The organism is Clostridium sp. AWRP (assembly GCF_004006395.2).
GTDB lineage: Bacteria > Bacillota > Clostridia > Clostridiales > Clostridiaceae > Clostridium_B.
Window position 1 is genome coordinate 1,085,226 of record NZ_CP029758.2, and the last position, 23,613, is coordinate 1,108,838.

Annotated in this window: 18 protein-coding genes; 12 read left to right on the forward strand and 6 right to left on the reverse strand. The window is 31.5% G+C overall.

Features of this window, described 5'->3' with window-relative positions; all coding sequences use genetic code 11:
* Positions 1–71 precede the first annotated feature (71 nt).
* Positions 72–461, forward strand: a complete 390-nt coding sequence (locus tag DMR38_RS04855; protein ID WP_243124441.1) for a hypothetical protein — start codon at positions 72–74, stop codon at positions 459–461.
* Positions 462–526: 65 nt separating this feature from the next.
* Here the strand turns inward: DMR38_RS04855 and DMR38_RS04860 are convergent, their stop codons facing one another.
* Positions 527–2,158 (reverse strand): putative manganese-dependent inorganic diphosphatase, encoded by a 1,632-nt coding sequence (locus DMR38_RS04860; protein WP_127720250.1) that lies wholly within the window; start codon positions 2,156–2,158, stop codon positions 527–529.
* A 547-nt stretch (positions 2,159–2,705) separates the two neighbouring features.
* On the opposite strand from DMR38_RS04860, the gene DMR38_RS04865 reads away from it, so the two are divergent.
* Positions 2,706–5,243 (forward strand): calcium-translocating P-type ATPase, PMCA-type, encoded by a 2,538-nt coding sequence (locus DMR38_RS04865; RefSeq protein WP_175413114.1) that lies wholly within the window; start codon positions 2,706–2,708, stop codon positions 5,241–5,243.
* A gap of 212 nt (positions 5,244–5,455) precedes the next feature.
* Here DMR38_RS04865 and DMR38_RS04875 read toward each other — a convergent pair whose 3' ends face one another.
* Positions 5,456–5,860, reverse strand: coding sequence for a hypothetical protein (locus DMR38_RS04875; RefSeq protein WP_127720252.1), 405 nt, complete (start codon positions 5,858–5,860; stop codon positions 5,456–5,458).
* 225 nt (positions 5,861–6,085) lie between these two features.
* Between DMR38_RS04875 and DMR38_RS04880 the strand changes: the two genes are divergently transcribed.
* Entirely contained in the window at positions 6,086–8,407 is a 2,322-nt protein-coding gene (locus DMR38_RS04880; RefSeq protein WP_127720253.1) for an AAA family ATPase, read from the forward strand.
* An 84-nt stretch (positions 8,408–8,491) separates the two neighbouring features.
* Here DMR38_RS04880 and DMR38_RS04885 read toward each other — a convergent pair whose 3' ends face one another.
* From DMR38_RS04885 to DMR38_RS04895, 3 genes are read right to left on the reverse strand one after another with little or no spacing between them, the layout of a single operon-like run.
* Positions 8,492–10,054, reverse strand: a complete 1,563-nt coding sequence (locus DMR38_RS04885; RefSeq protein ID WP_127720254.1) for a DHA2 family efflux MFS transporter permease subunit — start codon at positions 10,052–10,054, stop codon at positions 8,492–8,494.
* 14 nt (positions 10,055–10,068) lie between these two features.
* Entirely contained in the window at positions 10,069–10,677 is a 609-nt protein-coding gene (locus DMR38_RS04890) for an HlyD family efflux transporter periplasmic adaptor subunit (RefSeq protein ID WP_127723911.1), read from the reverse strand.
* A gap of 31 nt (positions 10,678–10,708) precedes the next feature.
* Positions 10,709–11,707: an efflux RND transporter periplasmic adaptor subunit gene (locus DMR38_RS04895; protein ID WP_127720255.1), complete on the reverse strand. Its 999-nt coding sequence runs from the start codon at positions 11,705–11,707 to the stop codon at positions 10,709–10,711.
* A gap of 257 nt (positions 11,708–11,964) precedes the next feature.
* Between DMR38_RS04895 and DMR38_RS04900 the strand changes: the two genes are divergently transcribed.
* On the forward strand, positions 11,965–12,573 hold the full coding sequence (locus tag DMR38_RS04900) for a TetR/AcrR family transcriptional regulator (RefSeq protein ID WP_127720256.1): 609 nt from the start codon (positions 11,965–11,967) through the stop codon (positions 12,571–12,573).
* Positions 12,574–12,717: 144 nt separating this feature from the next.
* Here the strand turns inward: DMR38_RS04900 and ychF are convergent, their stop codons facing one another.
* On the reverse strand, positions 12,718–13,815 hold the full coding sequence (ychF, locus tag DMR38_RS04905) for a redox-regulated ATPase YchF (protein WP_127720257.1): 1,098 nt from the start codon (positions 13,813–13,815) through the stop codon (positions 12,718–12,720).
* A gap of 279 nt (positions 13,816–14,094) precedes the next feature.
* Here ychF and mraZ point away from each other — a divergent pair, with 279 nt between their 5' ends.
* From mraZ to spoVE, 8 genes are all read left to right on the forward strand, one after another.
* Positions 14,095–14,523 carry a division/cell wall cluster transcriptional repressor MraZ gene (gene mraZ / locus DMR38_RS04910; RefSeq protein WP_127723913.1) on the forward strand — a complete coding sequence of 143 codons (429 nt, stop codon included), beginning with the start codon at positions 14,095–14,097 and terminating at the stop codon, positions 14,521–14,523.
* Positions 14,524–14,544: 21 nt separating this feature from the next.
* Positions 14,545–15,474 (forward strand): 16S rRNA (cytosine(1402)-N(4))-methyltransferase RsmH, encoded by a 930-nt coding sequence (rsmH, locus tag DMR38_RS04915; RefSeq protein WP_127720258.1) that lies wholly within the window; start codon positions 14,545–14,547, stop codon positions 15,472–15,474.
* Positions 15,475–15,492: 18 nt separating this feature from the next.
* Positions 15,493–15,981 (forward strand): hypothetical protein, encoded by a 489-nt coding sequence (locus tag DMR38_RS04920; RefSeq protein ID WP_243124442.1) that lies wholly within the window; start codon positions 15,493–15,495, stop codon positions 15,979–15,981.
* Positions 15,982–15,987: 6 nt separating this feature from the next.
* Entirely contained in the window at positions 15,988–17,775 is a 1,788-nt protein-coding gene (locus tag DMR38_RS04925) for a stage V sporulation protein D (protein ID WP_127720260.1), read from the forward strand.
* A gap of 203 nt (positions 17,776–17,978) precedes the next feature.
* On the forward strand, positions 17,979–19,427 hold the full coding sequence (locus DMR38_RS04930; protein WP_127720261.1) for a UDP-N-acetylmuramoyl-L-alanyl-D-glutamate--2,6-diaminopimelate ligase: 1,449 nt from the start codon (positions 17,979–17,981) through the stop codon (positions 19,425–19,427).
* 240 nt (positions 19,428–19,667) lie between these two features.
* The gene (gene murF, locus DMR38_RS04935) at positions 19,668–21,062 is read left to right on the forward strand and encodes a UDP-N-acetylmuramoyl-tripeptide--D-alanyl-D-alanine ligase (RefSeq protein ID WP_127720262.1); all 1,395 of its coding nucleotides are present in this window, start codon (positions 19,668–19,670) and stop codon (positions 21,060–21,062) included.
* A 34-nt stretch (positions 21,063–21,096) separates the two neighbouring features.
* Entirely contained in the window at positions 21,097–22,050 is a 954-nt protein-coding gene (gene mraY, locus DMR38_RS04940; RefSeq protein ID WP_127720263.1) for a phospho-N-acetylmuramoyl-pentapeptide-transferase, read from the forward strand.
* 92 nt (positions 22,051–22,142) lie between these two features.
* On the forward strand, positions 22,143–23,255 hold the full coding sequence (spoVE, locus tag DMR38_RS04945; RefSeq protein WP_175413116.1) for a stage V sporulation protein E: 1,113 nt from the start codon (positions 22,143–22,145) through the stop codon (positions 23,253–23,255).
* Positions 23,256–23,613: the final 358 nt, after the last annotated feature.

Below are 23,613 nucleotides of genomic sequence, written 5' to 3' on the forward strand. Positions count from 1 at the left end.
AATTTTATGAAACATATTCAAGGTACATACATATAATGTACAGATGTAATATTTTCAGGAGGATCAGTGTTATGTATAGATGTCCTTTTATGGACCAAGATGAATATATGGAAGAAGATTATATGTATGATGGGGATATGGACTATCCTCAGAATATGTACTCCCCTGACTTTTATAGAATGTGCCCTATGTTTTTAAATGCTAGGAAGAATGCATATATGAGGTGTATGTATCCTACAAATTATATGCAGACACCAGCACCAACATATCCATATTATGATACTGAAGAAAAAATGGAATATATACCTTTTGATGAAAAATATGAAGATTTGCAGGAAGGAACAGAAGAAAAGGAAGAAGAGCCACAAGAAAAAGATATGGAAGACGAACAAGAAACTGTAGATGAGAGTTATGGTGGTACAAGAATTAGAACTGTAGATATATCGGATATTCAGGATTAAGAAGAAAAATGGACTACTCAAAGCAATTTTAAAAAATTGCTATTGCAGTAGCCCTTTTATTTGTATTAAGACATGGCAGCAGTAAGAGGTGGAATAACCTGTTTTTTCCTTGATAGAATACCAGGAACATAAGCACCATTATCAGTTAAAGTTATATTAAAGGCCTTAGAAACTACGTCCTGCTTTTCACCTATGGCAATTAGTTCAGAGCCACCTTTTAGTATATCTGTTACCATAAGAATTATAAGACCATAGTTTTCTTCTTCACATATTGATTCCATAACCTTTATAATGTCTTTTCTCATTGATTTAAATCCTTCGGTATCCATAGTTGAAATCTGTCCAACACCTACTTTTACTTCTGAAATATTAAATGTTTTGAAATCTTGATTTAATAATTCTTCAGGAGTTTCTCCTTCAAGAGAAGAACCTGCTTTAAACATATCATTAGAGAAGGTTTCAGGATCTATTTCAGCTATAGCTGCTAATCTTCTAAGTATCATTTTGTCTAAATCTGTGGAAGTAGGTGATTTAAACAAAAGGGTATCTGAAATTATAGCAGAACATAAAAGTCCCGCAACCTTTTGAGATGGTCTTATGCCATTTTCAAAAAATTTAGAGGCAACTATAGTTGCTGTACAACCTACCGGTTCATTTCTAAAATATATAGGTGAATCAGTTTGGATATCTCCTACCTTGTGATGGTCTAATATTTCGAGTATTTCTGCATCCTCCAATCCTACAACAGATTGAGATTTTTCATTGTGATCTACAAGAATTACTTTCTTTTTGTTTTGTGATATTAAATGATATCTAGACATACTTCCAATAACTTTATTTTCCAAATTCACTACAGGATAACTTCTGTATCTTGTTTGAAGCATAACTTCTCGAACATCTTCTATTAAATCATTTGTCTTGAAGCAAACTAAGTTATCTTTTTTCATCACATATCCTATAGGAATACTTTGAGGGATCAGCCTGGCAGTTGTAAAAGTATCATAAGGAGTAACTATAATGGAACAATTAACTTTTTTTGCTTTTTCCAGTATGTCATCATTTACTGTATGGTTTCCTGTTATTATCATAAGTGAAGCTTTGGAATCAAGTATAATATCCTGTGCATCTACCCTGTCACCGCATATAACTATGTCCCCTTCTTCTATGAATTCACAGATACTTTCTGGCTGCATTGCAGCAATTATGACTTTTCCTGTAAATTTGATGTTTTCGTTGGAAGCATAAGCACATTTAGCTGATAATGTATCCAGTATGTTTTCAAGAGTGGTGCCGCTTTTTTGAATTACATTGGAATCCCATATGTCCATATAGCAGGAAGTTATGTTGGATTGAGATGCAACACCTATTAATTTATCGTCTCCATCTACTACAGGGAGGGTTTTAACATTATTCTTACTTATCATTGACCAAGCTGTTTTTATGGAGGTTTCAGGGGATATAGGGTTTACATTATCAATATCCAAATCAGAAATTTGAGGTTTAACATTTTCCATTAGTTTTGGTGGGGTAACTTTAAAGTAATCAAGTACGAATTGAGTTTCTTTATTTAGTTCTCCTAATCGTATAGGAATTGTTGTAACTCCTATTTTATTTTTAAATTCAGAATAAGCTATTGCAGAACATATAGAATCTGTATCTGGATTCTTATGTCCTGTAATGTATATAACATCGTTCATAATTTTTCCTCCTAAGTGTATATATGAATAATATATCTATTTACAAAAGTAATGTTACACATACACATAATATTATAGCAAAAAATCACTTAATTATCTATATATAGGGTTATAATGAAAATTTGATCTATAGGTATTTAAAGTTCAATTAAAAACTCTATATTGATTATATCCAAATATCATCATAATTAACAGTTTACAATGTACAATTTTGGTAGATTTTTCTCCGCGAGTGTTATTAACTTAACTTTCGCAGGTTAAAAATATTGCGTTGCAATATTTTTGAGAGGACAAGGGACAATTGACATCTAAAAGGTTGTTTTGCAAAGTTTTTATATTAAGTCAAAATTTTATATATGCGAAAGTTGAGTTATTAAAAACTAAACAGTATGAGTATTAAATTTTTAGATTTTCTGTGGCAACAGAAAATCAGCCTTAATTGTGAATTGTGCACCTTGCATTGTGAATTGACTGTCATAATGTAAGGCAAAAGGGGCATATATTTAATTAACGTAGAGAAAATAAATGCCTTGGAGGGATAAGATTGATTAATGAAAGGGAGTTAGAAAGTGGTTTAACTCAAGTTGAGGCAGAGAGAAGGCTTAAAAAATATGGAGCCAATGTACTTAAACAGAAAAAAAGAGTGTCTCCTATAAAAATATTTATTTCCCAGTTTAATGATTTTATAACCTGGATACTTATAGTAGCTACAATTATATCCGGATTTATGGGGGAAAAGGCAGATGCAATAACTATACTAATTATTGTAATTATGAATTCCATTCTAGGTTTTGTACAGGAATTTAAGACAGAAAAATCTTTAGAAGCATTAAAAGAAATGGCATCCCCTACTTCAAAGGTTATAAGGGATGGAAAAGTGAAGGTTATAAATGCAGGAGAACTAGTAATAGGAGATGTGTTGCTTCTAGAAACTGGGGATAAGGTTCCGGCAGATTGTATTTTACTTTCTAATGGGAATTTCATGGTAGACGAGTCTCTTTTAACTGGAGAATCTGTAGGAGTGGAAAAGGATAGTGGGGATAAGAATAATTCACTATACATGGGTACCATAGTGATAAAAGGTAAAGGTAGGGCAAAAGTTGTTGAAACAGGAATGAAGACGGAAATGGGGAAAATAGCAGGGATGCTTCAGGACATTGAAAAGGAAAGGTCACCTCTTAAAGAAAAGCTTGCTTCCCTTGGAAAAGTGCTTGTAGTCATGTGTATTGCTATATGTATTGTAGTTACATTGACTGGAGTATGGAGAGGTCAAGACAAGTATGAGATGTTTTTAGTAGGAGTTAGTTTAGCTGTAGCTGCTATTCCGGAAGGACTTGCGGCTATAGTAACAGTAGCACTAGCTCTTGGAGTATCTAGAATGTTAAAGAGAAATGCATTAATAAGAAAACTACCTGCAGTGGAAACACTTGGATGTACTTCGGTGATTTGTAGTGATAAGACAGGAACTCTTACTGAAAATAGGATGACTGTAAAGGCTCTTTATTATAATGGAAGGGTACATAGGATAGGCAAGGATATTTTACCACAAAATGTTCTTATGAAAAAAGCTTTTACATATTGTAATGATTGCAATTTTGATATGAAAAAGGCAGATATTTCAGGGGCACTTATTGGAGATCCTACGGAAGTAGCTCTTATAAAAGCTTTTTTCAAAGATATTAAAACTTTAAATACCTTTTTAGGAAAGGCCAGAAGAACTTATGATATACCCTTTGATTCTGATAGAAAAATGATGTCTGTTATAATGAAAGAAGGTTCAAGAAAGATAGGTTATGTGAAAGGGGCACCGGAGAGAGTTATAAGAAGGTGTAAATATATATTAGATGGAAGTGAAGTACGAATTTTTACTTCAAACGATAAAAATAAGGCTCTGAAAGCAGTGGAAAAAATGTCTTTTGATGCTTTAAGGTGTATAGCAGGTGCTTACAAGGATAAAGAAGTGGTACCAGGTAAGTCTTTGGAGGAGAATTTAATATTTATAGGTGTAGCGGGAATTATAGATCCACCTAGAAAAGAAGCAAAAGATGCAGTATTAAAATGTAAATTAGCAGGTATAAGGCCAGTTATGATAACAGGAGATCACAAGAACACGGCTTTTGCTATTGGAAAAGAACTGGACATATGTAAACATGAATCAGAGGTTATAACTGGAGAAGAATTAGACAAGCTGAGTGATAGGCAACTCGCAGTTAAGATACAAGATATATCTATATTTGCAAGAGTTAATCCGGGACATAAACTTAGAATAGTAAAAGCATTTAAAGCAAAGGGAAATATTGTAGCTATGACTGGAGACGGAGTAAATGATGCACCTGCAGTAAAAGAAGCGGATATAGGAATTTGCATGGGAATTGCAGGTACAGATGTAACAAAGGAAGCTTCTTCTATGATACTACTTGATGATAATTTTGCTACCATAGTATCTGCTGTAGAGGAAGGAAGAGTCATATATGATAATATAAGAAAGTTTATAAGGTATCTCTTATCCTGCAATTTAGGAGAAGTTTTAACTATGTTTCTTACTTCTATTTTTTATTTAGATACTCCACTTTTGCCTATACAAATACTAATGGTAAATTTAGCTACGGATGGTCTTCCTGCTATAGCTCTTGGAGTTGATCCAGCTCAAGGAGATATAATGAGAGGCAAGCCTAGAGCTAAAAATGAAAGTATATTTGCACGAGGATTAAGTGAAAAAATTATTGTGAGAGGAGCACTTATTGGAGTGTGCACGGTACTTGCTTTTGTAATAGGATTATATCTAGGCTTTGGACTTAAAACATCTAGAACTATAGCACTTTGTACTCTAATAATGTCACAACTTATACATGTGTTTGAATGTAGATCAGAAAATCATTCACTGTTTGAGATAAATTTATTTACAAATGTTTATCTTTTAGCTGCAGTTGCTACATCTATTACTATGGTTTTGTGCATACTTTATTTGCCATTTTTGCGTGGAGTTTTTCACACATCTGCACTTAGAATTTCACAGTGGGCAATAGTTTTGTTTTTCTCTGGGATAATTGCATTTTTAAACAGTCTTTACTTATACTTTAAATAAACAGAGTTCTTGGCGTCAAGTGGAGTTTTAATTCCACCTGACGCTTAGAAATCGTTATCCAGGGACGTAGCAGCTCTTTACTTCCACTTGGAGAAAAGCAGATATCCCAAATCTTTGATTTGGTGATAGTCGCTTTCACAGAGTGCGTGGGAGTATTAGAGCTGGTAGTCATCGGATAAAAAAATAGAATTGCTTTTAAGCAATTCTATTTTTTATTTAAATCTTTGAACTTTTTGAACTTTAGGTATCTTTCCCTCTATAGGAATTAAGTCCTTTTTTGTGGTCATGTTTCTTATATTTATAAGTTCTACGCTTTCTCTATTTTCTTTTCCTCTTTTTCCTTTAAGTCCTTGCACTAAAACTAGATTGCCTTGATGTATAGATATAAAATCAGGTTTCTTAAACCATCTTTTTTTAATATAAGAGCATTTTACTATGTTTCTGCTTCTATCAGGTCTTACTAAAAGTGTTACTGTTAGTTTATTAAATATCCATAATATAGTTTTTTTATTAATTTTAACAGATACAACAGTACCTTGAACCTGAGTTAACCTGTCACCATACTTTTTTAAATAAGATTTTGTGTAATATTGAGCAATTTTTTCCTTAAAACTCATGTATATACTAACTCCTTTGTTACTTTATTTTGTTTATACGATTATTAGAAATAACAGACAAAATTTGATTATATTATACCATAGTATATTTATTTTTGAAACATACCTATAATTTTTAGTATGTTTTTTATATGAGGTTGATATACTTATTTTTTTATTTTCGTTCCTAAATAAACTTTTTAAGAATACTATTATATTAGACTAAGTATACAAGGAGAATGAAATATGAATTATAGGGAATTACCTAAAGACCAAATCATATATGACTTTAAGTTGGATGATATTGATTTTAGCGAAGATGATAAAGATGATTTAAATAGAAATGTTAATTATATGCCTGAGTATAGTAGAGTATATGAAAATATGAGAGATGCATTAACAATAGATAAACAAGGATATAATATTTATCTTATAGATGAATTTTCAAAAGATAAACTTAAAAATATTAAGAAATTTATAAATGAAACTATGAAAGATAAAATAGAACTTCAAGATATATGCTATATAGTTATGAAAGACATTAAAAATCCTAAAGTGTTGTTTTTAAGATCTGGAAAAGGTAAAAAGCTAAAAAGTATGCTAAAGAAAATACAAAATATATATGCTAATTCTACTTATGAATTTTACAATGGATACGAGGACAAACAAAAGAAATTATTGGTGCAAAACATTCAAAAAAAACGAAGTTATTTAATAGGTAAAATTGTGGAAATGTCTAAAAATGAAGGCTTTTCATTAAAAATTACGGAAAGTGGTTTTAGCTTTGTTCCTTTAAAAGAAAATGGGAAAATGATGAATGAAATAGAGTATGAGTCTTTAGATTTAGAAAAAAAGGAAGAAATAGTAAACAAAGTGAATGTACTTAAGATTCATGCAGAGAGGATATTAGATAAGTTAAAAGATATGGAATCCTATGAAATGGAAAAGATTAAAATTCTCATAGATGAACATTATAAAAAAGATACAAAGAAGTTAAAGGAAGAATATTTTAACGTATTTAGTAAGGATAATAAGGCCTTAGAATTTTTAAGCAATATATGTAACAATATAGAAAGTGAAATTAAAGAGATATATTCTATAAACTATGAAGATGATGTAGATAATATACGGAATATAATATATAGATATTCTGTGAATGTACTTGTAGATAATAGTGATAACGACAAATTACCTATAGTGTTTGAAGAAGACCCGTCTATAAATAATTTACTTGGAAGCATAGAATATGAAAATAAAAATGGAACTTATGTTACTGATCCAAGTCTTATTAGACCAGGATCACTTTTAAAAGCAAATGGCGGAATATTAGTACTTCGAGTTAGCAGTCTTTTAAGTAATAAAGGAGCATATTATTATTTAAAAAAGTCTATTATAAGTGGCAAAGTTGATTTGAATTATAATAGAGGGTATTTAGAATTATTGTCTTTAAGTGGATTAAAACCAGAACCTATAGAGTTTAATGAAAAAATAATACTCATAGGAGATTACCGTACCTATGATTTACTTTATACTTATGATGAAGATTTTAAAAAGATTTTTAGCATAAGAGCTGAGTGCAAATCTATTTTAAGGATGGATAAGTATACAAAGAAAACTTTCTTATATAAAGTGCTTTCTATATGTAAAAACAATAAATTACATCCTGCGGATGAGGGAGCTGTAAAGGAGCTAGCAAAATTTTTATCCAGAAAAGCTGAAAATAGAGATAAATTATTTATGGATGACTATGATCTAGAGAAAATTTTAATAATTTCAGATAAAAGAGTCTGTGAGGATAATAGGGATTTTATAAATGAAGAAGATATCACAAATACGGCTTATAAAGAAGAAATTATAGAGGGTCAGGTAGTGGATTCTTACACAGAAGGTCAGATATTTATAGATGTAAAGGGTAAAACGGTGGGACAGGTAAATGCTCTGTCGATAATTGATACAGGGTATTTTAATTTTGGAAAGCCAATAAGAATAACTTGCTCGTGCTACAAGGGTAATGGAAATATTATAGATATCCAAAAGGAAAGTGACTTAAGTGGAAAAATTCATAACAAGGCAATAAATATATTAAAAGGACATGTTAAGAATTTAAGTGGTGGTTATAATAGAGTACCTGTGGATTTTTATTTAAGCTTTGAACAAATATATGGAAAAGTAGATGGAGATAGTGCTTCCGTAGCAGAGTTAGTTAGTATTATATCTTCACTTACGAAAATAAGTATAAAACAAAATATAGCTGTAACAGGTTCCATAAATCAGTTTGGAGAAGTACAACCTATAGGAGGAGTAAATGAAAAAATAGAGGGTTTCTTTAAAATATGTAAAGTATTAGATACTACAAAAGGGAAAGGGGTACTCATTCCAAAGTCTAATGCAAGCAGTTTAGCATTAAAAAATGAAGTGGAAAAGGAAATAGCAGATGGTAATTTTCATATTTATATTATGTCTAACTTAAAAGATGCAGTGGAAATTCTTATGGAAGAACATTATGATAATGTAATTCATGAAGCTAGGAAGGAGCTTAAAAAGTACTATAAAAATAAAGAACAATAGGGCAATTCCTAAAAGATAACGCCTTTTTGAAGCACTAAGAATCCTATTAATAACCAGCAGATGGAGTTAAAACTCCACCTGAGTCTAAGAATCACTTGATGATTTTATTTCATCATTAGAAGAAGAAAGTTGATTCCTATTTTTTATAAATAGAGTTGCTATTAAAGCGATGAGTACAAATAAAGTACACAGCATCAGTGTATAGTCGAAAGCATCTGAATATGCTTGACGACTTACTAGCTTTACAAGGGTGCTTTTAGCTTGAATCTGCTTATCTGCTGTAGAGAGTCCAATCTGTGAAAGCCTTTGCTGAATTTGGTTTAAAAGATTTAAAGCTGTATTGTTAAAAGGAGTTATTTGTTCTGAAAGCCTATGGTAATATATTTCTGCCTGGCTGCTAAGGGAATGGGTCATCATTGTTATTGAAACAGAGCCGGATATTTGTCTTATTGTATTTTGGATAGTAGAACCTTGAGTCACTAATTTCTGAGGCAGCAGATTCATTCCAAAAGTAGAGAGAGGCATCATAGTGAGACCTATTCCTGCTCCACGAAGTATCAAAAATAAATTTGCAGTGTCTTTTGAAGTATTAGAGGTAAGCATGCCTAATTGATAACAAGAATAAAGTAATAAAAATAATCCTGGTAGTATTACTATTTTTTCATTAACTTTATCTATTAATTTTGCACTTATAGGCATCATGATACCGGTAATAATGGCAGAAGGAAATAAAAGCAAACCTGTTTGCATGGCAGTATATCCATCAATTTTTTGAAAAAATAAAGGCATTGCATATACTCCTCCCATTAAACACATGTTTATGAGTGCCAGAGCAATTAAGGAAAAAGAAAAATCTAGTCGTGCTAGTAATTTTAAGTCCAGAAGCGGCTCTGTAACAGATAACTCGTTTATAATAAATAGTATTAAATTAAAAATTCCTATTGTTAGTAGAATGGGATTTTTTATATTACTCCAATCTATAGGATTTTGGCTTAGTATATATAAAATACTTACAATTCCTACTGTTGAAAATACAAAGCCTAAAATGTCAACTTTTTTAGGGGCTTTATGGGGAAATTCCTTGAGCAGCAGTGCTGATAAAATTATTGTCATAATTCCTATTGGGACATTTACGTTGAAAATTAACCTCCAGCTTAGTTTTTCTATAATGTAACCACCTAGAGTAGGGCCTATGGCAGGTGCAGCCATGCTTGCTATTCCCCAAAATCCCATGGCAAGCCCTCGTTCTTTAGAACTAAACATTTTAAGAATTATAGTCATACTTACTGGCATGATCATTCCTCCGCCAATAGCTTGAATTATACGGAAAATTATCATGCTTGTGTTGCTCCAAGCGATACCGCAGAGCAGGGAACCTATTGTAAATGATATTAAGGAAAAAATATATAATTTTTTATTTCCAAATTTCTCTGAAAGAAATCCTGTAATGGGTACAATTGCACCTAAAGTAAGCGTGTAGGCAGTTAAGACCCATTGAACATCATCCAAAGATACATTGAAAACTGCCATCATTTTAGGTATTCCAATATTTACTATACTGCCATCGAGAATAGACATAAATGTTCCCATAATTACTACTGCAAGACTAAGCCATCTATATGAATCTGAGTTATTATCTTCTGCCATTTAGAACTACCTCCTTATTTAATATGAATTTTAACAACTGCGTTGGTTCCCGGCAGCAATTCACAGTTGGTAGTTTCAAGTGAAATTTTTACAGGAATTTTTTGAACAACTTTTGTAAAAGTTCCACTAGTTGATGTAGGTATAAGTGCTAGATCAGAATTAGCATATTTACCAATTGATTTAACTTTACCTTTAAATTGCTTATCACCATATTCATCTACTGTAATGTCTACAGCTTGTCCAGATTTTATTTTTCTTGCTTTTGTCTCTTCAATATTGGCATTTACGTATAAATTATTAGGATTTACCATTATGGCAATTTGCTGTCCTTGAGAAAGTACTTCTCCTACAGTGCCGCTTTTTTTCAGAATAATCCCGCTGATTGGTGCCCTTATAATGGAGCTGTCTAAGCTTGTATCAGGAAGATTTCCCATGTCCTGTCTTGCAATTATTTGGTTTTTTTGTACGTAGTCTCCGTCATTTATATTTATTTCTACGAGTTTTCCTGAAATTTGAGGAGTTGCTCTAATTAAATCTCCTTGAATTGTAGAATCATCTGTTGAAACATAATACATATTGTTATATATATAATAAGTAACTATTCCTCCAATAGCTATCATCATAAGTGATAGTACTATTCCTATCAATACCTTTCTATTTTTCAATTTTGACACCTACCTTGTTTTTGCAGCCTATTTCTGCAAACATTCCTGGTTTTAACACGTTATTTCCATCTTTAATAGTAACTTTTACTAGTGCATCTTTGTTACGGGAATCTATCTGGGTGTCTATTACGGAAATTTCTCCTTGAAATACACCGTTATTGATATTAGATACTTTTACATTAACCTGGTCGCCAACTTTTATTTTAGTGAGTAATTCCTGAGGAACATAGCTATCCACATGCAATTGGTCAGCATTTACTATAGTAAGAAGAATTTGACCGACACCAGACATTTCTCCTTCATTTACATTTTTCACAGAAACTGTTCCTGATATAGGGGCTGTAATAACTCCATAACTAAGTGAAGTTTTTGCTGTATTTACACTAGCCTGAGCTTGATTTACAGTAGCTGCCACTGCATTTATATCACTTTCGGTTGATCCATTTTGAAGCATAGTTAAATTTTGGCTTACAGATTCATATTGAGCTTTTGCACTGGAAAGGACCTGCTCGGCCTGATCTACATTTATTTGTGCAGCACTACCACTTGCAAGAAGCTGTTTTTCACGATTGTAATTTTTCTGGGCAATATCATAAGCATCTTTAGCACCATCTACGGCTGCTTTTGTAGAAGCAATTTGTTCAGGCCTTGAACCGGATTTGATTTTAGCTAGGTTAGCTTGAGCGGTTGCCACAGATGCCTGAGCTTGGTCTACCTGAGCCTGTAGATCTTTTGTATCTAAGTAGATGATAGGATCTCCTGAGTTAACTTTACTTCCTACATCTACTTTGATTTGAGATATTTTTGCATTGATTTTAGAAGACACGTTGGAAGAGGTATTTGCTGCAATTTTTCCACCAAAGAGGTATATGTCTTGGTATGATGAAGTAGAATTTTTTTTGTTAGATGAATCTAAACTATCATTGTGAGAAGAACATCCAATAAGCAGCAAAGGACATATTAATAATATTGATATTAGCTTTTTCATTTTTATCCTCCTTAAATTAAAAATTATGTATTATAGAGATATACGTTTTAATCAACGTTTAAAACATTGTTTAATAAGATAATAGTATTTTACAGTAAGATTGTCAATATAAATTTAATATTATCAGCATTTATCATTAGAAATGCAGAATCCTTGAATGTAACTATTGACAAAAAACATATAAATAAGTAATATAATATTCAAAGACGTTTTAAACAATGTTTCATAATACATAGTTATTTTTAGGAGGATATTAAATGAAATATAATTCAAAAGATATTCCAAATGCTAAGGATCGAATATTGAATTCTACTCTTTATATTATTGGAAAAGAAGGATTTCAAAATGTTACTATAAGAAAAATAGCAGCGGCAGCTGATGTTAATGTAGCATCAATTAATTATTATTTTGGCTCAAAGGAAGGTGTAATTAACGAGGCATTAAAATGTCTTACCAGTAAATTTATGAGTTCTTTTGAAATTCTCGAAAATAAGCAGATTGCACCAATAGATAGACTTAGGGATTTTCTTAGGAGTTATTCTGATGCTAGCGTTGAGTATCCAGATGTATTTAGAAATTTTGTCAATCAACTTATTATATATAATGACGATATGAAATTTGATTATATTAAATTTATTGAAGATGAAGGAGTCTTTAAGATAAAAGATATTTTATCGGAAGTTACAGGAATTAGAGATGAAGAAAAATTATCCATGATGGCACTGCAGGGAATTGCTAGTTTAATTTTTCCTGTAATATCTGATAACCAAACAAAAAAATTTTCTAATTTAAATTATAAGGATAAAAATGTTAGGTATAAATATATAGATGTGTTAATTAAGTCGCTTCAAGGCAATAGTATGTAACGCAATTCACAATTCATGATGCACAATTGTATTAACTTTTCATTCTCTACTAGAAATTTGTATATTGACATATATAAAAAAGAACAAAATGTTTTAACATTTTGCTCTAAAGTTGTGCACTATGCATTGTGCATTGTGCATTGTCTAAACGTTGAACCTAAAGTTAACTACATCTCCATCCTGCATAATGTAGTCTTTTCCTTCCAATCTATAGTAGCCACTTTCTTTTGCAGAAGTCTCGGAGCCGCATTCCACGAGTTTGTCGTAGGATACAATTTCAGCTCGTATGAATCCTTTTTGGATATCAGTGTGTATTTTGCCAGCAGCTTCCGGAGCTTTAGTGCCTTTCTTTATGGTCCATGCTCTTACTTCTTTTTCTCCAGCAGTTAAAAAGCTCATAAGACCAAGCAACCTATAGCTGCTGTTTATCAATTTATCTAGACCTGCTTCATTTAAACCATATTCCTTTAGCATCTCAAGTCTTTCGTCATCTTCTAGAGAAGAAAGTTCTTCTTCTATTTTGGCAGAAATTATTACTACTTCTGAGCCTTCCACTTTTGCATATTCTTGTACTTTCTTTACAAAATCATTTTCCAAATTTCCGGAAGTTAAGTCATCTTCAGAAATATTGGCTACATAGAGTACAGGTTTAGTTGTAAGTAAGAAGAAGCTTTTAACAAGTTCGGCTTCATCTTCATTTAGATCTAGAGTTCTTACAGGCTTACCTTCCTCTAGATGTTTTTTTACTTTTAACATAATTTCATATTCAACTTTTGATTCCTTATCTCCACTTTTCGCAAGTTTCGACACTTTTTCAATCCTCCTGTCCATTACTTCTAAATCTGAGAATATAAGCTCTAAGTTTATGGTTTCAATATCACGAATAGGATCCACACTGCCATCTACATGGACAATATTATCATCTTCAAAACATCTAACCACATGTACTATAGCTTCTACTTCTCTTATATGAGATAAAAACTTATTTCCAAGGCCTTCTCCCTTGCTAGCACCTTTTACAAGTCCTGCTATATCGTAAAATTCAATAGCTGTATATACCTTTTTCTTTGAATTGTACATTTTTTCAAGTACATCTAATCTTTTATCTGGTACACTAACCACTCCTACATTTGGTTCTATAGTACAGAATGGATAATTGGCAGATTCTGCACCTGCCTTTGTTATTGCATTAAATAGGGTACTTTTGCCAACGTTTGGCAAACCCACAATTCCAAGTTTCATCTATGTACATTCCCTTCTTAAAATATAATTAACTGGTGTAAAATTCATCTAAATTATACTCTACAGAACATATTATTTCAATAAATGCAGTGAATATAAACTAATTTTGCGGGTTGGTGGAAGGAGATGAAAAAAATGATGAAAAAATAAATTTAATAGATTTAAAAAAAGTATTAAAAGTCTATTAAAAAAGAGGAAATTTTATGTTAATATAGAATAAGTAACTTGGTGGATTAAAGTGGTTAAAAGTGGAGCATGATAGCATTAAGAGGTGTAATGATGTTTTTAGGTGAGTATGAACATTCACTAGATAGTAAAAATAGAATAATTATACCTTCTAAATTTAGAGAAGAATTAGGAAGTAAATTTATTTTGACTAAAGGCTTAGATAGTTGTCTTTATGCTTTCCCACTTTGTGAATGGCATTTACTTGAAGAGAAATTAAAAAAACTCCCACTTACTAATAAAAATGCCAGGGTTTTTGTAAGATTTTTTTTCTCCGGGGCAAATGAAATGGAACCTGATAAGCAGGGCAGGATTTTAATACCCCAGACGCTCCTAGAATACGCAGCTATAAATAAGGAAATAGTAAGTATAGGAGTATCTAGCAGAATAGAGATATGGAGTAAAGAAAATTGGATAGAATACAATAATTTAAATATAAATTTTGATAATATAGCAGAACAAATGAATGAACTTGGAATATAGCAAAATTGGAGGACGTATTATATGAAATTTAAACATGTACCTGTACTACTTAACGAGACTATAAATAGCTTAAACATTAAAGAAGATGGAATATATGTAGACTGCACTTTAGGAGGGGGAGGGCATTCCTTTGAAATCTTAAAGAGGTTATCCGACAAGGGAAGGTTAATAGGAATAGATGAGGATACGTCTGCTATAAATGCAACAAGGGAGAGACTAAATAAATTTAAAAATATTACTTATGTTCACAATAATTTTTATTATATAGATGAAATTTTAGAAGAACTTAAAATAGAGAAAGTTGATGGTATACTTATGGATCTTGGAGTTTCGTCTTATCAACTAGATGAATCAGAAAGGGGATTTAGCTATATGAAGGATGCTCCACTTGATATGAGAATGAATAGGGATAGTTCATTATCCGCTTATGAGGTGATTAACAATTATAGTGAGGAAAATCTTCATAACGTTATAAAGGACTATGGAGAGGAAAACTTTTCAAAGAGAATAGCAAAGTTTATAGTAGCTGAAAGGGAAAAGGCTCCTATAAAAACAACATTACAGCTTGTAGATATAATAAGAAATGCAATACCTGCAAGATTTCAAAAAGAAGGTCATCCTGCAAAAAGAACTTTTCAAGCTATACGTATAGAAGTAAACGGAGAACTTAAAATATTGAACAAAGCAGTAGAGGATAGCGTAAAAAGACTGAATACAGGCGGAAGAATATCAATTATAACTTTTCATTCTTTAGAAGATAGAATTATAAAAACTAAATTTAAAAAATTAGAGAATCCATGTACTTGTCCACCAGATTTTCCTATATGTGTGTGTGGCAAAAAACCTATTGTAAAAATAATAAATAAAAAGCCTATAATACCTACAGAAGAGGAAAAAGAGAAAAATTCAAGAAGTAAAAGTTCTAAGCTTAGGACAGCAGAGAAAATTTAGTTCTAAAATTTAAAAGAGGTGAATAAAGTGATATTAATGAACAAAGATAGTATGGTAAATGGAAATACTGTCCTTCAGCCAGAGTACAAGCCTTACAAAGAGACAGAAGAAAAAAAGATTAAAACTAAGGCTCCGAATAGGGCATTAAAGGTAAAAAAGAAACTAAGAGTAATTAGAAATATATGTGTGATTTTTATTGTAGGTGTTATTCTGGTCTATAGATATTGTGCAATATACAATTCACAGACGGAGCTAAATTCTATAGAAAACGATATAAGTGAAATTAACAAACAAAATGAAAACTTGAGGGTAGAACTTGTAAAATACAATAATTTGGGATACATAGAAGATAATGCAATAAATAAATTGCAAATGAAAGTACCGGATAAAGGAAATGCAGTATATATAAACCTGGATAAAAAAATTATTAAAGTAGAAGAAAATTCGGATGAATCAGAAATGCACAAGGGGATATTAAATGAGTTGAAGCAATTGATATGGAGGTAAATAATTTTGGCTAAAAAGGAATACAGAGATAGAGTAATTATCAGAAAAAGAATGATAATTATTTTTAGTTTTCTATTTATGGTTTTCTTTTTACTAGTAGTGAGAATGTGTTATGTAATGATATACAGATCGCCGCAGCTTAAATCCATGGCAATAGCTCAGTGGACAAGTGATGTCAAAATTGATGCAAAAAGAGGAAGAATTTTAGATAGAAGTGGAAATGAATTAGCAGTAAGTGCTAATGTGTACAGAATTGATTTGGATATGAACACGTTAAGAGAAACTATGGAGGAGAAGAATATATCGGAAGATAAAATATCAGGAGAGTTAGCAGAAGCTCTTTCTATGGATAAGAAAGAAGTGTCAAAAATAATGAAAAAAACTCTTCCAGGAGGGCTTCCTATTGCATCTGCTACGCTTAAAAGAAGAGTGGAAAAGGCTGAAGCAGATAAAGTTAGAAATTTAAATTTAAATGGAGTGCTTGTGTCAGCAGATACTAAAAGATATTACCCAAATAACAATTTTTTAGCACAGGTAATTGGACATACTAATTCAGATGGAGTTGGACTTACAGGAGTAGAACTCTATTATAATAAGGATTTAGCAGGCACTCCAGGTCGTAGAATTGCAGAATTAGATAGAAAGAGTAAAGAACTTCCCTATACTATTTCAGAATTTACAAAACCTGTAGATGGAAAGGATATAGTACTTACTATAGATGAAATGATACAACATTTTGCAGAAAAATCAGCAGAGCAGGCACTTAAAGATTATAATGCAAAAGCAGTTTCTATAACAATTATGAATCCTAAAAATGGAGAAATACTGGCTATGGCAAATAAACCTGATTACAACCCAAATTCTCCTTGGGTAGATAACAAATCTTACGCAGAGCTCCAAAATGTATGGAGAAATAGAGCAGTAAGCGATACTTTTGAACCAGGTTCCATATTTAAAGTTATAACTGCACAAACTGCGCTTGAAACAAATTCAGTTAGTGATAGTGATACATTTACATGTAATGGAAGCATAAAGATAGGCAATAGAGTGATACATTGCTGGGTATCTACTGGACATGGTGTACAAGGTTTCCCAGACATAATTAAAAATTCCTGCAATGTAGGTTTTGCAGAGCTTGGCAAAAAAATAGGAAAAGAAAAATTAAATGATTACATACAAAAATTTGGATTTGGCAAAAAAACCGGAGTAGATTTACCAGGAGAAGCTAAAGGAATAGTTAAAAAGACGGAAAATATAAGCGATGTGGATTTGGCAACTATTTCTTTTGGACAGACAGACACAGTGTCAGCAGTTCAGTATCTTAGAGCTTTTAATGCAGTGGCAAATGGAGGAACTTTAATTACTCCTCATGTTATGAAAGAAATAGAACATTATGATGAAAATAGCAGCAAAGAAGTTATAGATAAAAAATATGACCTAGCTGGTAATAGTAAAAAATTTTTGGATAGTAGTAAAACTGCAAAGCTAAGATCATACCTAGAAAGGGTAGTTACAGAGGGCAGTGGAAAAGGTACTTTTATAGAAGGCTATCACATAGCAGGAAAAACAGGTACAGCCCAGAAAGCTGGAGTTGGAGGATATCAGACAGGAAAATATGTTTCTTCATTTGCAGGTATGGCACCTTCCAATGACCCTAAAATAACAATTCTAATTTCTATAAATGAACCAGATCCATCCACTTATTATGCAAGTCAAACTGCGGTACCTACAGCAAAGCAGGTTTTTGAAGATGTCGTTAATTATCTTGCAGTGAAAGGGGATACATCACCTTAAGGCATTTATCTGGTGGATTCATTGATAAAAATAATTAACTTGTTCTTTACATGAAGGGATTAGAAAATTATAATAAAATAGTGAAAGATTTGATAGAAAATTACTTTAAGGCATGCAGTACTATTATTTGTTAAGTCTGCATGCCAATGCTATGTGTAGATTAGACACATATCGGATAATTTTAAATTTAGGGAGTGTATACCATGAAATTGAAGAAAGTGATGAACGGACTTAAATATGAAGTTGTTAAGGGAAATGATAATTTAAATATAGGAGAAATTCAATATGATTCTAGAGAAGTTAAATCTGGAGATGTTTTTGTATGTATAAAGGGATATGTTACTGATGGACATAAATACATAGATAAGGCTTATAAAAATGGTGCGGCAGCTATTGTAATAAGCGAAGAAGTAGAAAATGTACCCGATTGTACTGTGATAAAGGTAAAAGATACAAGAAAAGCGCTTGCTATTATTTCATCAAATTATTATGATAATCCTTTTAAAAAGATGAAAATAATAGGAATAACAGGAACTAATGGTAAAACTACATCTACATTTATGATGAAATCCATACTAGAGACAGCAGGTTATAAAGTAGGACTTGTAGGTACTATAGCAAATTATATAGGAAATAAGAAAATACCTTCTCATAGGACTACTCCTGAATCCTTAGAACTTCAGAAGTTATTTAAACAGATGGTGGACGAAGGAGTTCAGTATTGTGTTATGGAAGTATCTTCTCATTCACTGTACTTAGATAGAGCATATGGAGTGAAATTTTCAGAGGCAATATTTACAAATCTAACAAGAGATCACTTAGATTTTCACAAGACCTTTGAAAATTATTATAAGGCTAAATTAATATTATTTAAAAATACTATTAATTCTGTTATAAATATAGATGACAAATATGGGGATAGAATATATGAAGATGCATTAGGAAGCAAGATAACTTATGCTATAAATAAGGAAGCTGATTTAAAAGCTAATGATTTAAATATACATTCTAGAGGAGCTAATTTTAATATAACATATAGGGGTCAGACAGCGCATATAAATTTAAATATACCAGGTAAATATAATGTAATGAATGCTCTTGGAAGTATAGGGGCATGCCTTTGCGAAGGTATAAGTTTAGAAATTGTGAAAAAGGGACTTGAGTCTATGGATGCTGTACCTGGAAGATGTGAAATAGTTACTAAAGGGTATGATCTTGGATATGAAGTTATAGTAGACTATGCTCATACTCCAGATGGGTTGGAGAACATATTAAAAACTGCTAGAGAATTTACTACAGGAAGACTTATAGCTGTCTTTGGTTGTGGTGGAGACAGGGATAATACAAAAAGACCTATAATGGGCAAGATAGGTACAGAGTTATCTGATTTTGCAGTTATAACTTCAGATAATCCAAGAGGTGAAGAGCCTATGGCAATAATTGATGAAATAGTAAATGGTGTTGAAAAAGATAATTATAAGGTAGTTGAAAATAGGAAAGAAGCTATAAGGGAATCTATACATATGGCACAAAAAGGCGATGTAATTGTAGTTGCAGGAAAGGGGCATGAAGATTATCAGATATTAAAAGATAAGACCATACATTTTGATGAAAGAGAGATAATAGCTGAAATTTTAGACAACGTACAGTGATCAATTTACAATTATAGAGTTTCTAGTTTGAAAGTTAACTTATACTAGAGCATATAGAGTCTGAAAAAATAAATAACAGATAGCAAAGAACAAATATCAGATAATGATGGAGTACTTTCTAGTATAAGAAAGTATTAGGCTAAAATATTCTAAGACTTTAAAAAGTTATCATTTATTTGAACTCTGATATTTGAACTTTTAACTTTAAGATAATTGCCTAAAAGAGGGGAGAATAAAAATTTGGAATACATGAGTTTTGGTGAAATAGTAAATGCTGTATCTGGACAAGTAATAATTTCAGGAAAATATAGTGGATATAGAAATGTAAGTACGGATACTAGAAAAATTGAAGAAAAGGATATATTTATTGCCCTTAGAGGAGAAAGATTTAACGGAAATAAATATGCTGCAGCTGCAAGTGATAAAGGTGCTTCTATATGTATTGTGGATGAAGTATATTTTAAAGAAAGTGAAATAAATGAGTGTACTAGTGTAATTCAAGTTAAGGATGGAAATCAGGCGTTGCTTGATTTAGCAGAATTCTATAAAAGTAAACTTAATGTAAAAGTAATAGGAATTACAGGTTCTGCAGGTAAAACAACAACAAAGGATTTAGTAGCATCTGTATTAAGTGGCAAGTTCAAAGTGTTTAAAACAGAAGGCAATCTTAACAATCAAATAGGACTTCCACATATGATATTTAAGTTGGATAATAGTTATGATGTGGCAGTGCTTGAAATGGGAATGAATAATAGGGGAGAAATACATAGTATGGCAAAAGCTGCTAGGCCAGATATTGCAGTAATAACCAATGTACTTAGGGCACATATAGGAAATTTAGGAACAAGAGAAAACATACTTGCAGCAAAACTTGAAATAACAGATTTCTTTTCAGAGGATAATACTTTAGTAATAAATTCAGACAATGATATGTTAGGCAATTTAAAAGAAGATAGATTCAATATAGAAAGAGTTGGTCTGGAAAAAGATTCAGATATATCAGCTTATGATATAGAGGTAAAAGAAGATTTTATAAGTTTTAACATATGTGAAAACAATGTTAAGATGGAAGAGAGGTTTAAGGTAAATGTACCTGGAAAGTACAATGTATTGAATTCTTTACTTGCAGTTGCTTGTGGGAGAATTTTAAATATGACTTATGGAGAAATAAGAAAAGGCTTAAAAAATATAGAGACTACTGCAATGAGAATGGAGATATGTAAAGGAAAAAAATTCAATGTAATTAATGATAGTTATAATGCCAATCCTGAGTCAATGAAAGCAGCTATTGATGTTTTGAAAAATTTTAAATCAAAAAGGAGAGTAGCTGTACTTGGTACTATGGGGGAATTGGGAGATGAATCCTGCAGGATGCACGAGGAAGTAGGAAAGTATGTAGGAGAAAATGGCATAGATATCTTGATAGCTCTTGGGGAATATGTAGAAGATTTTAAAAGGGGATTTCAGTTAACAAGTGAAAAAGGAAAATTTATTAGTTTTGGTACCTATGCAGAAGTTTTGGAGTTTCTTATAAAGAAGTACATTGAAAAGGGAGATACAATACTTGTAAAGGCTTCCAGAACAATGAAATTTGAGACTATAGCAGAGGAACTAAAGAAAAGCAGCAATAATTAGGAGGTGAATGCCCTTTAACTTAGGGCAATATTATATGTATAGATTAATTTATTCTGTACTAATTGCATTTTTTATAGCTATTTTAGAAGGACCTATTCTGATCCCTCTTCTTCATAAATTTAAATTTGGCCAGAATATACGAGAAGATGGACCAAAGAGTCATTTGAAAAAAGCAGGTACTCCAACTATGGGAGGAGTACTATTTATACTAGCAACTTTTATAACTATGGCAATTATAGTAAAAAAACCGTCAGATGAGGCTATGATAGCCCTTTATGCTTTTGTGGCTTTTGGGTTAATAGGTGCTATTGATGATATCTTAAAGATATTGAGAAAGCAAAATTTGGGACTAAGAGCTTATCAAAAAATGATATTATTATTAATTGTATCTGGAATATTTGCCTACTATTCTGCCAATAATCCATATATAGGGACATCTATAATAGTTCCTTTTGCACATAGAAGTTGGAATTTAGGAATATTTTATATTCCGTTTATAATAATATATTTTGCAGCGACTACAAATGCGGTGAATTTAACAGATGGACTTGATGGATTGGCAACATCAGTTACACTTTTAGTAATGACTTTTTTAGCTCTTGTAAGTTTTGCTATGGGGCACATTACACTTGCTATTTTCTGTGCAGTTCTTGCTGGAGCACTTTTAGGATTTTTGAAATACAATGCGTTTCCAGCTCAAATATTTATGGGAGATACGGGATCTCTGGCACTTGGAGGTGCAGTAGGTGCAGTTGCAATGATATTAAAACTTCCACTGCTTGTTCCAATAATTGGAGGAATATATGTAATAGAGGCAGCATCTGTTATACTTCAAGTGGTTTCTTTTAAACTTACAGGGAAGAGGATATTTAAAATGGCTCCAATCCATCACCATTTTGAACTTTCAGGTTGGCATGAGACTAAAGTAGTTTCTATATTTTGTATAAGTACAGTAATATTGTGTCTGTTAGGATTTCTATCTTTGTAAAATAAAAAGAAGAAGGTTATCTTTAAATATAGTAATTTTTAAATGCTTTTGTCAGCCTCATATAGTAATAATCTAGGAGGATTTTTATGAGAATTAGTAAACCAAATACTAAAATGGGATCTATAGACTTTTTGCTCTTCGCAACTATAATGTTATTGGTAGCTATTGGAGTTGTCATGGTCTATAGTGCCAGTTCTTACAAAGCATTTTTTGATAAAAGTACAAGAGATAGTATGTATTATTTAAAAAGGCAGGGGTTATGGGCAATAATTGGAACATTCCTTATGTTTTTTACAGTAAAATTTGATTATAAGAGAATAAAGAAGTATACTAAATTGCTTATGATAGTATCTGTAATATTTCTACTTGCAGTTTTTGCCTTTGAATCTAGAAAAGGTGCACAAAGATGGATAACATTAGGTTCTGTTGGATTTCAACCTTCTGAAATAGCAAAATACATTGTGGTTTTATATATGGCAAAAAGTATAGAGCTTAAAGGGGGAAGAAAGATAGAAACCATGCTTTATGGTGTCCTTCCATATCTTTTGGTTTCTGCATTTTATGCAGGACTTGTATTTGCAGAAAAGAATTTAAGTATAGCAGCTGTAATAATGATAGTTACCCTCATAATTTTATATGTATCGGGAGCTAAAATAACCCATGTACTTGGTGTAGTTGGACTTGTAGTTCTTGGAGGAATAGCAGGTATAATATTTGAACCTTATAGAATGGCTAGATTTACAAGTTTTCTAAATCCTTGGTCTGATCCTAAAGGAAAGGGATATCAATTGATCCAATCTCTTTTAGCAATGGGATCAGGAGGAATATGGGGAATGGGACTTGGTAGGTCAAGGCAAAAATGTTATTACATACCAGAACCTCACAATGATTTTATATTTTCTATTATAGGAGAAGAATTAGGGCTTATAGGATGTACTGTAATTGTTATATTATTTATAGTTTTTGTGTGGAGAGGAATTGTTATTGCTATAAGGGCGAGGGATACTTATGGAACAATTTTAGCAACGGGAATAACTTCAGTTATTGCAGTTCAGGCAATAATAAATATTGCAGTTGTAACTGGTGCTATGCCTGTAACAGGAGTACCATTACCTTTTATAAGTTATGGAGGTTCGGCTCTCACAATCAATATGATAGCAGTTGGAATACTTTTGAATATATCAAGGCAAACAGAAAGTGGTTAACAATAGCATTACAAATTTTTTTGTAATGCTATTGTGGACTTTTAAGAAGAATTTAGAAAGATGATTACTTAATAAAAAAATAATGCGAAGCAAAGCTTCACAAGTTAAGAATTAATAATGAAAAATTAATAGTGAAGGATGATTTTTAGCTATCGCAAAAAATCTTTAAATTTATATAACTCATCAATGTTTCGCTTTAGCGAAATGAGTGATGAAAAGCTTAATCAAAGATTTTTTGTAGTGTAACGGAAAAAAATCCACATTAACTATTAATTCTTCATTCTTAACTATTAATTAAAACTATTGCTTCGCAATATTTTTAAACTGCGAAAGTTGAGTATATAAATATTTAATATAA